Annotated in this window: 12 protein-coding genes; 5 read left to right on the forward strand and 7 right to left on the reverse strand. The window is 68.3% G+C overall.

The window, feature by feature from the left end; all coding sequences use genetic code 11:
- The first annotated feature begins 57 nt into the window (after positions 1-57).
- Positions 58-189, forward strand: coding sequence for a hypothetical protein (locus tag BJY18_RS37545; protein WP_281393713.1), 132 nt, complete (start codon positions 58-60; stop codon positions 187-189).
- Positions 190-335: 146 nt separating this feature from the next.
- Here the strand turns inward: BJY18_RS37545 and BJY18_RS28155 are convergent, their stop codons facing one another.
- Positions 336-1,097: an IclR family transcriptional regulator gene (locus BJY18_RS28155; protein WP_184782934.1), complete on the reverse strand. Its 762-nt coding sequence runs from the start codon at positions 1,095-1,097 to the stop codon at positions 336-338.
- Positions 1,098-1,234: 137 nt separating this feature from the next.
- On the opposite strand from BJY18_RS28155, the gene BJY18_RS28160 reads away from it, so the two are divergent.
- Together BJY18_RS28160 and BJY18_RS28165 are read left to right on the forward strand one after the other, a co-directional pair.
- Positions 1,235-2,299: an amidohydrolase family protein gene (locus tag BJY18_RS28160; RefSeq protein ID WP_184782935.1), complete on the forward strand. Its 1,065-nt coding sequence runs from the start codon at positions 1,235-1,237 to the stop codon at positions 2,297-2,299.
- Positions 2,296-3,651, forward strand: coding sequence for an MFS transporter (locus tag BJY18_RS28165; protein WP_184782936.1), 1,356 nt, complete (start codon positions 2,296-2,298; stop codon positions 3,649-3,651). Before BJY18_RS28160 ends, BJY18_RS28165 begins: the two co-directional genes overlap by 4 nt.
- A 155-nt stretch (positions 3,652-3,806) precedes the next feature.
- Here the strand turns inward: BJY18_RS28165 and BJY18_RS28170 are convergent, their stop codons facing one another.
- Positions 3,807-4,913 carry an epoxide hydrolase family protein gene (locus BJY18_RS28170; RefSeq protein ID WP_184782937.1) on the reverse strand — a complete coding sequence of 369 codons (1,107 nt, stop codon included), beginning with the start codon at positions 4,911-4,913 and terminating at the stop codon, positions 3,807-3,809.
- Between the two features lie 579 nt (positions 4,914-5,492).
- On the opposite strand from BJY18_RS28170, the gene BJY18_RS28175 reads away from it, so the two are divergent.
- Both BJY18_RS28175 and BJY18_RS28180 read left to right on the forward strand, forming a co-directional pair.
- Positions 5,493-6,335: a TIGR03621 family F420-dependent LLM class oxidoreductase gene (locus BJY18_RS28175; RefSeq protein ID WP_184782938.1), complete on the forward strand. Its 843-nt coding sequence runs from the start codon at positions 5,493-5,495 to the stop codon at positions 6,333-6,335.
- 371 nt (positions 6,336-6,706) lie between these two features.
- Positions 6,707-7,192, forward strand: a complete 486-nt coding sequence (locus BJY18_RS28180) for a zinc-binding dehydrogenase (protein ID WP_221457991.1) — start codon at positions 6,707-6,709, stop codon at positions 7,190-7,192.
- A gap of 76 nt (positions 7,193-7,268) precedes the next feature.
- Here the strand turns inward: BJY18_RS28180 and BJY18_RS28185 are convergent, their stop codons facing one another.
- From BJY18_RS28185 to BJY18_RS28205, 5 genes are read right to left on the reverse strand one after another with little or no spacing between them, the layout of a single operon-like run.
- Complete coding sequence (locus BJY18_RS28185) at positions 7,269-8,615, reverse strand: MFS transporter (protein WP_184782939.1); 1,347 nt, start codon at positions 8,613-8,615, stop codon at positions 7,269-7,271.
- 52 nt (positions 8,616-8,667) lie between these two features.
- Complete coding sequence (locus BJY18_RS28190) at positions 8,668-9,471, reverse strand: cyclase family protein (RefSeq protein WP_184782940.1); 804 nt, start codon at positions 9,469-9,471, stop codon at positions 8,668-8,670.
- 32 nt (positions 9,472-9,503) lie between these two features.
- Entirely contained in the window at positions 9,504-10,694 is a 1,191-nt protein-coding gene (gene lhgD / locus BJY18_RS28195) for an L-2-hydroxyglutarate dehydrogenase (RefSeq protein ID WP_184782941.1), read from the reverse strand.
- Positions 10,695-10,699: 5 nt separating this feature from the next.
- Positions 10,700-11,791, reverse strand: a complete 1,092-nt coding sequence (locus BJY18_RS28200; RefSeq protein WP_184782942.1) for an Ldh family oxidoreductase — start codon at positions 11,789-11,791, stop codon at positions 10,700-10,702.
- The gene (locus tag BJY18_RS28205; protein ID WP_184782943.1) at positions 11,788-12,087 is read right to left on the reverse strand and encodes a hypothetical protein; all 300 of its coding nucleotides are present in this window, start codon (positions 12,085-12,087) and stop codon (positions 11,788-11,790) included. The genes BJY18_RS28200 and BJY18_RS28205 overlap by 4 nt, the downstream gene beginning before the upstream one ends.
- Positions 12,088-12,093: the final 6 nt, after the last annotated feature.

The following is a 12,093-nucleotide window of genomic DNA, read 5'->3' on the forward strand; positions in this document are numbered from 1 at the left end:
TCGTACCTTAAGGGTACGGTGTTCCGGGCCCTCGCCGATGAACACCGTCGTTCGGGGATGAAGGAGCAGGCCGACCGGGGCGACGGCGAGCGGGGCTGCAACTCGTTCGCTCTCCCGATCTCGAAGCAGACCCAGGCCCGCCACTTCCGGGTGTTGCGGGAGGGCGGTCTGATCGACGAGATCGACTAGGGCAACCGCAAGAGCATTGGGCTGCGACGCGCGGACGTCGAGAAGAGGTTTCCCGGGCTGCTCGCGCTCCTGGAGGTGGAATCCCGCCACCACTCCTGCTGCGGAACCTGCGCGCCGGGCGGGCTGACCCGGAGACCGAGTTCGGGTCAGCCCGCCCGGCCGGTGTTCACTCCCAGCTCGGCCAGTCGTGTCGCGGCCTCGGCCAGCAACGGGGCGAAGCGGTGCGCGACCTCCTGGTTCATCCGGCCCAGCGGTCCGGAGACGCCCAACGTCATGGGTTCGGCCCGGCGGTCATCTGCGGGCACCGGCACCGCAAAGCCCGCGATGCCAGCGTGGTTGGCCTCCACGCTGTACGACCAACCGCGTTCGCGGGCCCTGGCGACGTCCTGTGGCGCGGTGGCGGCTCCCGCGCCGGCGCGGGAGAGGACCTGCTCGACCTCGTGCGGCGGCAGTTGAACCAACATCGACATCCCGGTACAGCCGCGCGCCAGTGGCACGGACTCGCCGACCTGGGCGACGTGGCGGAGTGGGTGGTCCTGGTTCTCCGCGGTGAGCACGAGCACCGCGCGGTCGCCGCTGCGGCGGTGCAGCCCGACGGTCTCGCCGGTGCGGTAGGCCAGTGCACGCAGCAGCGGACGGGCGACGAGGTAGTCGTCGTGGCGGGGTAGGGCGGCTGCGGCGAGGGCGACGAGCTTGCTGCCGACGCCGTATCCGTCGGCGGTGTGTTCGAGGTAGCCCTCTTCCTGGAGGATGCGCAGCAGCCGGTAGCCGGTGCTCCTGTTGATCCCGGCCTCCTCGCTGAGCTCGGCCATCCGCCGGGGTTTCGAGCTCCGGGCGACGGTGTCGAGCAGCCGTAATGCCCGCCGTGCCGTCTCCCCGCCTTCGGTCCTGCTCGCGCGCTCGTCCATGTCTGCTTGCTCCCACCCAGTTTCACAGTCTGCGACTCGGTGTGCCGATTTCTTGACGGTACTCCACGTCGAGGCCGACTCTGTATCCATTATCTGCGAATTAGAACTCCATTATTTGGAACTTAGGAGCGAGCATCATGGCAGCAGTCGACTTGTTCGGCGCGGCGGGGCGTCCGTCGGAGTTCGGCCGGATCCACCCGGCGGACGAGCAGTGGCTGAGCAAGCAGCCCGCCGAACCGATCATCGATCCCGAGCTGCCCATCGTCGACGCCCACCACCACCTGTGGCAGATCGGCTCCGCTGCCTACCTCGCGGGCGATCTCGCCGGGGATCTCGCCACCGGCCACAACGTGGTGTCCACTGTCTACATCGACTGTGTGTCCCACTACCGCACCGAGGGGCCGGAGCACCTCCGGCCGGTCGGAGAGACCGAGTTCGTGCTGCGTGAGACGGCGCGGCAGCCGGGGCCGGCGAAGGTTGCCGAGGGCATCGTCGGCTTCGCCGATCTGAGCCTGGGCGCACGAGTGGAGGAGGTGCTGCGGGCGCACCTCGCGGTGGCGCCGGAGCGGTTCGCCGGAATCCGGTACTCCGCGCATTGGGATGCCGATGACGCCATCGAGAACGGCCGCCCGTATGTGCGCCCGAACCTGTTGGCCGACCCGGCGGTCCGCGAGGGTGCCCGGACGCTCGCGCGGCTCGGCCTGACCCTGGACGCGCTGGTGTTCCACCACCAGCTCGACGACGTGATCGCGCTCGCCGACGCCGTGCCGGAACTGACGATCGTGCTCAACCACTGCGGATTCCCGCTCGGGTACGGCCCCTACGCGGGCCGGCTGGACGAGGTGCACGCCCGGTGGTTGGCCTCGATCCGGGAGCTGGCGCGGCGGCCCAACATCGTGTGCAAGCTCGGCGGGCTGGTGAGCCGCCTCGCCGAGTACGACTACCGGACCGCAGAGGTCCCGCCGACCTCCGAGGAACTCGCGAGGGTGTGGCGGCGGTGGGTGATCGGGTGTATCGAGGCTTTCGGCGCCGACCGGTGCCTGTTCGAGAGCAACTTCCCGGTGGACAAAATGGGCACCGGGTACGCCACGCTGTGGAACGCGTTCAAGCGAATCAGCGTCGGCGCGTCGGCGGCGGAGCTGGCCGCGCTGTTCGCGGGTACAGCACGACGCATCTACGGGCTGGCGGAGACCGAGTCATGACGGTCCGGGCACGGCCGCGCACCGGGATCGGTGTGCGGCTGCTGGTCCCGCTGGCCACCGGCACGATCCTCAACCCGGTCAACACCACGCTGATCTCCGTGGCGCTGATCCCGATCGGCCAGGCCTTCGGGGTGGGCCCGGATCGCACCGCGTGGCTGGTGTCGGGCCTCTACCTGGGCTCGGCGCTCGGCCAGCCGGTCGTCGGCCTGCTGGTGGACCGCTTCGGGGCCCGGCGGACCCTGGTCGGGGGCAGTCTGCTCACCCTCGCCGCCGGGCTGGTGGCACTGCTGCCGGTGTCGATCGGCTGGTTGGTCGGGTTGCGCCTGGTGATCGGGATCGGCACCAGCGCCGCGTTCCCGGCGGCGATGGCGGTGTTGCGGCGGCACTCGGGCGCGGAGACGTCCGGCGGTGCACTGGCCGTGCTCGCGGTGTGCTCGCAGGCCGTCGCCGCGGTCGGCCCCGCCCTCGGTGGGTTGCTGGTGTCCGCCTTCGGCTGGCAGGCGGTATTCGTGGTGAACGCGCCGCTCGCGGTGGTCGTGCTCGCGCTCACCCTGCTGTGGGTGCCGCGGGACCGGTCGGCGACCACCCCGGACACCCCGGTCGACCTCGCCGGGATCGGGTTGTTCTCGGTGGCTCTGCTGGCGGTGATGCTGCTGCTGATGTTCCCGGCCCCCCGGAACCTGTGGCTGCTGGCCCCTGCCGCTCTGGCGGCCGGTCTGCTCGTGCCGGTGACCCGGCGCGCCCGAGCGCCGTTCCTGCACCTCGGCCCGTCCATCGTCGTCGGCCCCCTGCTGCGCACCTACCTGAGGCAGGCGTTGACGTTCCTCGTGCTCTACGCGGTGTTGTTCGGCTACGTGCAGTGGCTGGACACCTCCCGGGGTTTGAGCGAGGCGGGCACCGGCTTGCTGTTGTTGCCGCTGTCCGGTACCGCGGTGCTGTTCTCCGCGATCCCGTTCCGCCTCAGCACCTGGGTCCGGCTGACCGGGGCCGCGGCCGTGCTGACCGGAGCGGTGGTCGCACTGGCCTTCGTGGACGGCCGGACGCCGCTGGTGGTGCTGCTCGCGATGAACGTGCTGTTCGGTGTGTCGCAGGGGCTGGTGAGCCTGGCCAGCCAAACGGTGCTGTACCGGCAGGCGCACCCGGACGCGATCGGCATCGCGAGTGGACTGTTCCGGACCGCGCAGTTCCTCGGTGCGATCGGCGCGGCCACGGTGATCGGCGCCTGCTTCCGTGACGGGGCGACCACGCCTGCCCTGCACGCGCTGGCGGTCGTGCTGGCGGTGGCCAGCGCGCTGCTCGTGGCCCTGACGGCGCTCGACCGCGCGCTTCGGGCGTCTCCCGAGTGGCAGTGATCGCTGCGGTGGAACGTATTACACACGTGCGGGCGTGCGGTCCACGCGCTGGACGGTGCGGTCGGCGGGAGATCCGGCGCCGAGGATCACCACATCGAAGCAGCGAGCCCGATCCACGTTGCAGGCAAAGGTCATGTCGGCTCCTGTCCCGGTCACTACTGGTTCTGCTCCGCGAGCTCGAGCGCGGCGCGAACGCCGGTGAGGTAGTCGGCGGGGTGTTCGAAGGCGGCAAAATGTCCGCCGTGGTCGAACTCGCGCCACCAGCGGATGTCGAAGTAGCGTTCAGCAAACTCCCTAGGCGCGTTTACCAGGTCTTTCGGGAATATGGTCGCCGCAGTCGGCGCGGTGATCGGTGCCCAGTTCATATCGGCGCCGACCGTGTAAGGCTCGAAGGAGGTGCCGATGCATCCGTCGAACCAGTAGGCCGAGATCCAGGTGAGGAGTTCGTCGCGGGAGAAGACGGACTCGACGTCGTTGCCGCAGTCTGTCCAGCCATGCAGCTTTTCCAGGATCCATGCCGCGAGGCCCACGGGCGAGTCGGACAGGGGCACCGCGATGGTCTGTGGCTTCGTCGCCTGCTCGTGCATGTAGCCGCCCTCGCGCCGCTGCCAGTCCGTGCCGTGGCGCGTGTACGCCAGTTCGGTCTCCGAAAGATCCGTCGGCGGGTTCACCAGATAGTGGATCTGGGAGATGTCGGTGACGTGCAGGGACGCGACCTCCGCCCGACGTTGTGCCGCGAGCGCTTCGGCTACATCGCATCCGATGTCGCCGGCGGAAAGGGTGTAGCGCGGGTAGCCGAGATCCTCGAGGGCCTCGCCGACGAGAGTCGCCATCGCCACAGAGCCAAGGCCGCCATCCGGCAGCGGGAGCGCGAAAGGGAATCCGGGCAGGGCCGGGATCACCAGATTCACGTCGGCGAGTTCGGGAAGGATTCGGTCGAAGCGCAGGATGGAGTCCGGCCAGCCGTGCAGCAGCACCAGGGTCGGTGCCTCGGCACCGACCCGTTGGTGCACGAGCCGCAGCTTGTGCTCGCCGCCGGCGATCACCCAGGGGAGGCGACGGATCCGGTCCTCGTGAACGGTCCAGTCGTAGTGTGTCCGCCAGTACTCGACGAGCACGCCGAGGTAGTCCAGTGGAACACCCCGGCTCCAGCCGGGCGCAGCTGCGACCCGGGCGGGCCGGTAGCCGTCGAGCCGGCGGCGAAGATCGTAGATCGCTTCTGGTGTGACCGCTGCCGGGGCGTCCGGCGCGTCGTTCGACATGGATTCCTCTCGGTCGTGTGGTGGGGGACAGGATGCCGCCCTTTGACAGACGTTGCCGCCCCGGCCTTCGCCGCTGTCGGTCGCCGTAGCCGCGCCCACCGCGCCGCGCGGAGTCGGCGCGCAGAGAGACGTGCGCCAGGGGCTAGCCACGGCGATCGGCACGAGGGTAAGCGCGATGTCCGGCCAGCGCACCGTCCACCGAAGGCCGGTGGGCGCTCCCAGTGCGTTGTCGCCGCTCCGGACGAGCTGCTCGCCGACCTGCACCGCGGCAACGTCATCGTGTGGTTTGCTTCGACTTTCGTGGGCTCCGCATCTGACAGACACCACCAGATGGGAAGCGACCGGAGGCTGACCTGTGCCTGTCCGTCGAAGAAATTTCTGGCGACAAGGAAACGTTGCGGGCTCGTCGTTCCCCGGTTTGTGGGTCTGTGACCGTGGGCCTGGTGTAGTACCTGAGGTGAAGAGTGGATCGCTCGCGGGATGGAGGTTCGGCCCGCAGTCTCCGTCTCCAGAATTCCGTGTTCACAGCCCAGTATTCGGTTTATATGAGAAGTATTGACCAGTATGAAAGGTTGTCAGATGACTTCCCGTCCCTTGCGCTTCGGTTTGTGCATGGTTGGGCCGATTCCTCAGATGAAGGAGGAGGCTCGCCGCGCCGAACAGACCGGCTTCGATGTGGTCCTGCTGTCCGACCACCTGGGAATGCCAGCGCCGCTGCCACCATTGATCTCGATCGCCGAGGCTGCCCCGTCGTTGCGGGTCGGCAACATGGTCATCAACGCCTCTTTCTACCGTCCCGCGTTGCTCGCCCGCGATCTCGCCAGCGTCGACTCCGCGACCGGCGGCCGGCTCGAGATCGGCCTCGGCACCGGATACGTCGAGGAAGAGTTCCACGCTGCGGGACTGCCGTTTCCGAGCGCTGGGGCCCGCGTCGACCTCGTCGTCGAGCACGCGGTCGAGATCCGGCGTTTGCTGTCCAGCTCCGACTACAACCCCGCGCCCGCCCAGACCCCGCCGCCGATCATGATCGCGGGCATCGGGGACCGGATGCTGGCCGCGGCGGCCCAGCATGCCGACATCGTCGCCTTCCCCGGCATGGCCACCCGCGATCATCTAACAGAACGCGTGACGTTCTTCAAAGACAAGGCCGGTGACCGATCGGCCGACATCGAACTGGCGTTCAGTTTTTTCCAGGTCGGCATCGACGATCCCAACGACCTGTCCGTCCTCCGGTTCCTCGCCCCGGGCGTCTCCGACGACAAGCTGCGCACATTGACGGCCTACCTGCCCGGCCCGGTCGAGGCGGCGGCCGATCGGATCCGGTCGCTTCACGAGGTGCTCGGCATCACGTACTTCACGTTCAATCTCACCCCGACCGTCAAGTGGGAGACGCTCGAAAAGCTCGTGGCCGCGCTCAAGTAGGGTCTCGTATTCTCGGGGGGAAACCTCACCGGATGGGAACTGGTATTTCAGGGCGCGACTTCGTGATCACGTTCCTGCTCGGCGCTGATAGTGGCTTGTGCGGGCGCGATATCGGTGGCGTCGCCGTCAGAAGAAATGTGTTCGAAGACCAGCTGAGGAGGTCGGCGATGCGGCGGGCCGGCTCAACGACGAGCCGGTTCGACTGACGCCGGACCTCGTTGCGGGTCAACGCGATCAGCCCGTCCGGGCGGGATGTTGGGTGTGTTCGACGGCGAGCACCTGCGCGCCACCGGCCCGGCCCCGCGACAAACAGCCCGAACCGGTGGCGGCGCTCCGAACACGACCGGCCCGGTGAGCTGATCCACATCGAAGTGAAGAAGCTCGGCGACATCCGGGCCGGTGGTGTCTGGAGGAACCTCGACCGCGCGTCGCGGTCCGGGCCGCGGCTGGGCTACGGCTACGTCGCCGCTTTTTACGCCGGCTACGGGGCGCGGATCGTGCGGGTGATGACCGACAACATCGAACTGGACCTGGCCGTCGCCGCCCCGGGGGGGGCGACGGTCGTGACCTACGCGGCGCAGCCGGTGGACCCGACGCTGCCGGTGTTCCGGTTGATGTGGCCGAACCTTGTGCTGAGGTTCGCGTTGTTCCTCACCGAACCGCGGGACGCGCTACTGCGCGCGGCAACCGAGGTCACCTCAGCGCTGGAACAAAATCTGCTCTCACCTCTACCCGTGCACTCCTTCGAACTCGACGACGTAGCGGCCGCGCATGAAGCAGTGGAAAACGGGATCACCGGCAAGGTCGTACTGGATCTCCGCGGACCGGCTGGGGCTATCTCACGACCGTGTCGGTGATGCGCGAGATGGCTTCCTTCGACACCGACGCGGACGAGGTCGTGCCGTCGCTGGATGTTGCGGTTTCCGGCCACAGTCAGACCGATCGTTGAGCGGGCTCTGTGTGTCGTTCTTTGCGTTGGGTGCGGCGGAGAAGGACCAGTACGGCCAGCGCGATGAGGCTTGCGACGCTGATGCCCAGCAGCGGCAGGAGCGTGAGTACGAAGCTTCCGGTGCTCTCCTTGATGACGCCGATGATCCAGTTCCCGCCGAAGGCGGCGAGTGACCCGAGAGAATTGATCAGTGCGACGCCGGCGGCGGTTTCGCGGCGGGAGAGGGTTTCGGTACTCAGGCCCCAGAACGGGCCCTTGGATGCGTAGGTGCCGATCAGGACCACGCTGGCGAGAAGGACGAACGGCAGGAGGGACCGAGCGGCCGGGATGAAGGCAAGGCCCACGATGGCCACGACGATGGGGATGGCGGTCGACAGGGCCCGCTCGTTGCGTCGGTCGGAGAACCGGCTCCAGAGCAGCATGCCGATCACCGCGACGGCGAAGGGAACGGCGTTGATCCAGCCGACCTGCGCGTTGCTGAGACCGAAACTCTTGATGATCTGCGGCTGCCACAACGAAAGCCCCTGGCTGATCGCCGCGGTCCCGGCGTAGATCAGGGTGAGCAGCAATACCCGGCGGCTCAGCAGGATCCTTTTCAGCGGCAACCGTCGAGCCGGCTTTTCGACCGTCGAATCCTCGTCCCGCAGGGTGCTGCTGAGCCAAGTCTTCTCCTGCTCTGGCAGCCATTTCGCGGTTGCCGGTCCGGTCGGCAGGATCAGTGGCGCGCACAGCCCGAGGAGTACGGCGGGGACGCCTTCGACGATGAACAACCATTGCCAGCCGGCGAGTCCTACTGTGCCGTCGAGCCCGAGCAGCAGGCCCGACAGCGGGGAGCCGACGATGCTCGCGAGGGGAATGGCGACGCTGAAGAGCGCGAACACCCGTGCCCGGTATGCGGCCGGGTAGAAGTAGGTCAGGTAGAGGATCACTCCGGGGAAGAAGCCGGCTTCGGCGGCGCCGAGCAGCATGCGCACGATGATGAAGGAGACCGGCCCCTGGACGAGCGCCGTGGCCATGGCCACCAGTCCCCAGGTGATCATGATGCGGGTGATCCAGATGCGTGCGCCGACGCGGGCCATGGCGAGGTTGCTCGGGACTTCGAGGAGCACGTAGGTGAAGAAGAACATCGACGCGCCGAACCCGAACATCGATGCGGTGAGGCCGATGTCTTCGTTCATCTGGAGGCCGGCGAAGCCGACGTTGGACCGGTCGATGTAGGCGATGAGGAAACCGGCGAGCAGGAACGGCATCAACCGCCAGGAGATCCGGCGGATTGCTGCTTTGCCGGGATTGGCGTCCGGGTCGGCACCTTCGGTGGGTTTGGTGGTCATACTTGGGTCACCCCTCGTTGGGTGGTTACGTGTCCGGTATGGGCGGGAGGGCTCAGGCGGGGACGAGTGCGACGGGGCGGACCGGTGAACCGGTGGCGCCCACCAGCGGGAGCGGGGCGAGCACCATCGCGGCGACGCGGTGACCGGTCGCGGCGAGCCGTTCGAGTTGGAGCATTTCGATGATGGGGATGCCGTTGTCGACGAGCAGGACGACATGGGCCGGGAGCCGGGCGTGCCCGGTGCCGGGCCGGATGTGTTCGTAGGCGGTGGTGTCCGAGCCGGTGACGGCGACCTGCTGCTCGGCGAGCCATCGCGCCGCGTCCGCCGTGGGGCCGGGCACCCCGGTGTCGGTGCCCAGGAACGCGCTCGGCTGTTCCCAGAGCTGGGACCATCCGGTGCGGACGAGGGCGATGTCCCCAGAGCGCAGCCGCGTGCCGGCGAGTTCGGTCGCGGCGGCGAGTTCGTCCGGGCTGATGCCGTAACCCGCGTCGAGCCGGGTGACCCCGTGGAGTGCGGGCAGGTCGAGCAGCACCGCGCGGCGCAGCATCGGGGCGATCGTCTCGACGCCGTGCACGCTGAAGCGACCGCCACGCGCGGCTTCGGCGGCGTCCGCGCCGCCGTGGAGTTGCCCGCGGTGCGAAATGTGGGACAGGGCGTCGATGTGAGTGCCGGTGTGGCTACCGAGCACGAGCAGGTCGTTGGCGCCGGAACTGCCGTCTTCGCGCACCGTGTCGCCGTGGCGGCGGAGCAGACTGTGCCGGTATCCGGGATGGTTCGGGGACGTCGGTATCGCGGGATGCAGTGGTTGGGCCAGGTCCACGGGGCGGAACGAGCTGGTCAGTTCATCGATGAGCATGGCGGTCCTCGGGCGACGGTCGGTGTCGTGGGTCAGTGGGCGGACAGGATTTCCCCGGCGATCAGCTCGCCGATCGGCAGCGCGGAGGTCGCGGCGGGGGAGGGGGCGTTGAGCACGTGCACCGATCGCGGCGTGCGTTCGAGTTCGAAGTCGTGCACCAGCGAGCCGTCCTTGCGTACGGCTTGGGCGCGGATGCCTGCCTCCTGCGGGAGGAGGTCCGCGACCTGCAGTGCGGGGCAGTACTTGCGGCATTCGGCGAGGTAACCGCGTTTGAAGAAGGAGTTCTTCATCTCCCGTGCGCCGGTGGCGATGTTCGCTTTCGCCAGCCGCCACAGCCCGGGGAAGCGGGCGAGTTCGGCGAGATCCGCCTTGTCGACGCTGAACTTGCGGTAGCCCTCCCGCGCGAGCCCGAGTACCGCGTTCGGGCCGACGGTGATTCCGCCGTCGACGGTGGGGCTCAGGTGCACGCCGAGGAACGGCAGATCGGGGTCCGGGACAGGGTAGATGAGATGGCGGATGAGGTCCTTGCGCGCGGCGGGAAGCCGGTAGTACTCGCCGCGGAACGGCACTATCGCCGTGTCGGTGCGGATCCCGGCGAGGCGGGCCAGACGGTCCGCCTGCAACCCGCCGCACACCACGAGCCGGCGCGCCGGCCAGCGTTGCTCGCCCGCTCCGATTTCGACGGCGTCGCCGTTCTCGTCGATGCGGTCGACCTCCGTCGAGGTCCGGATCCGCCCGCCCGCGGCTTCGATGCGCTTGGCGATCGCTGCCGTGACGAGTCCGTAGTCGATGATGCCCGTGCTGGGGACCAGGAGTGCGGCGACACCGCGGATGTTCGGTTCGCGGCGGCGGAGCTCCGCGGCGTCGAGGTGCTCGATCTCGAGCTGGTTGACCTCGGCGCGCTCGGCGAGGTCATGGAGACGGCGCAGCTCGACCTGGTTAGTGGCGACGAGCAGCTTGCCGCACACGTCGAACGGGATCCCGTTCGCCGCGGCGAACTCTTTGGTGGCCTGCGCGCCCCGGCGGCACAGTTCGGCCTTGAGGCTGCCGGGCTCGTAGTAGATGCCGGAGTGGATGACGCCGCTGTTGTGGCCGGTTTGGTGGACGCCAAGCTGGGTCGCCTTCTCCAGCAGCAACAGGCTGGCGTCGGGCCGCCTCTCGAGCAGCTTCAGTGCGGTGGCGGCGCCGACGATTCCGCCGCCGATCACGCAGAAGTCGTACATCGGCTTCAGTTCTCCTGGATGGGGTGGTCGAGCATCAGCGGGATGTGCGCCCGTTCGCAGATCGCCGCGATTTTCGTGATCAGGCTGTCGGGCAAGGGAATTCCCTGCGTCCGGCGTCGTTCACGATTGCGTCGTTCGGGATCACCGGCGACCTGGACGGGTGTGCCTGCCTTGGCCGGCGGGGTGGCGCGCAGGGTGTCGACGAGTTCGTCCACGTCGTCGAGGAACTCGTCGCCAGTGCGGAAGAAGCCGGGGTCGAGGGCCAGGAAGAAGTGCCCTATGTCCTCGGCCGCTCCCGGTCGGCGGGTGGCGGCGAGATCGGCTCCGGACAGCGCGGCACTGAGTATCTGCACCATCACCGCGAGCCCGTAGCCCTTGTGGCCGCCAGTGGTGCCCGATCCGCCGAGTGGAGTCAGGCCGCCACCGGTGCGGTTGTGGATCCAGGCCATCGCCTCGCCCGCGTCGGTCACCGGGCGACCCGACTCGTCGACGACCCACCCTTCGGGCATCGTGGCCTCGTGGAGGTCGTAGACCTTGACCTTGTTGGAGGCGACGGTGCTGGTGGACATGTCGAGCAGGAAGGGCGGGTTGTGCCGGGCAGGTGCGGCGAAGGCGATCGGATTGGTGCTCAGCATGGGCACCGCCGCACCGGTGGGCACCACGCTCGTGACCTTCGCTGAGGCCGTCACGAGCCCGACCAGTCCCGCCTCGGCGGCGAAGTTCGCGTAGTACCCGGCGGCGCCGAAATGACGTGAATTGTGCACCGACACGATCCCGACGCCGGCGGAGTGTGCCTTGTCGATGGCCAGGTTCATCGCCGCGACCGCCGCGGGATGCCCCAGGCCGCCTCCCGCGTCCAGCAGCGCCATCGCGGCGTTCTCGCGTTCCACGACGGGCCGGGCGTGCAGATCGAGGTGCCCGTTGCCGCGCAACTTCTCGTACATCATCAGCATCGAGATCCCGTGGGAGTCGATGCCGGACAGGTCCGCGTACACCATCGCCGCCGCGGTGGTGTCGACAGCGTCTTTCGGCATTCCCCACGCGGTGAGCACGCTGCGGATCTGCGTGAGGATCGCCTGTTCGCTGAACAGCTTCATTCGCCGCTCCTCCAGCCGCGGACGTAGGCAAGCAGCAGGGTGAGGACACCGAAAACCGCGGAGATCGCGAAAAGGGTCGGCTGGAGGGCGTCCGCCGCGCCCTCGACAAGGCCGGCGTTCACGGTGACGAGCCCGGCGATTTGCAGCAACACCACCACGGCGCCCAGTGCGAGCATCGTGATCAGGATGAGTCTGAAAGAGGCGGTCAGTACGGCGTCGGCGCGCTGACGCAGCCCGTATCGCTGGGTTTCGTTCGGTTGAGGGGGCATCGGTGGGCCTCCGGTCGAGATGGTCATCGGAAA

It is taken from the genome of Amycolatopsis jiangsuensis (genome assembly GCF_014204865.1).
GTDB lineage: Bacteria > Actinomycetota > Actinomycetes > Mycobacteriales > Pseudonocardiaceae > Amycolatopsis > Amycolatopsis jiangsuensis.

Bases quoted from the DNA above. Each gene is read 5' to 3' on its own strand.
- BJY18_RS37545 (WP_281393713.1), top strand. From the start codon at position 58: ATGAAGGAGCAGGCCGACCGGGGCGACGGCGAGCGGGGCTGCAACTCG.
- BJY18_RS28155 (WP_184782934.1), bottom strand. From the start codon at position 1,097: ATGGACGAGCGCGCGAGCAGGACCGAAGGCGGGGAGACGGCACGGCGG.
- BJY18_RS28160 (WP_184782935.1), top strand. From the start codon at position 1,235: ATGGCAGCAGTCGACTTGTTCGGCGCGGCGGGGCGTCCGTCGGAGTTC.
- BJY18_RS28165 (WP_184782936.1), top strand. From the start codon at position 2,296: ATGACGGTCCGGGCACGGCCGCGCACCGGGATCGGTGTGCGGCTGCTG.
- BJY18_RS28170 (WP_184782937.1), bottom strand. From the start codon at position 4,913: ATGTCGAACGACGCGCCGGACGCCCCGGCAGCGGTCACACCAGAAGCG.
- BJY18_RS28175 (WP_184782938.1), top strand. From the start codon at position 5,493: ATGACTTCCCGTCCCTTGCGCTTCGGTTTGTGCATGGTTGGGCCGATT.
- BJY18_RS28185 (WP_184782939.1), bottom strand. From the start codon at position 8,615: ATGACCACCAAACCCACCGAAGGTGCCGACCCGGACGCCAATCCCGGC.
- BJY18_RS28190 (WP_184782940.1), bottom strand. From the start codon at position 9,471: ATGCTCATCGATGAACTGACCAGCTCGTTCCGCCCCGTGGACCTGGCC.
- lhgD (WP_184782941.1), bottom strand. From the start codon at position 10,694: ATGTACGACTTCTGCGTGATCGGCGGCGGAATCGTCGGCGCCGCCACC.
- BJY18_RS28200 (WP_184782942.1), bottom strand. From the start codon at position 11,791: ATGAAGCTGTTCAGCGAACAGGCGATCCTCACGCAGATCCGCAGCGTG.
- BJY18_RS28205 (WP_184782943.1), bottom strand. From the start codon at position 12,087: ATGACCATCTCGACCGGAGGCCCACCGATGCCCCCTCAACCGAACGAA.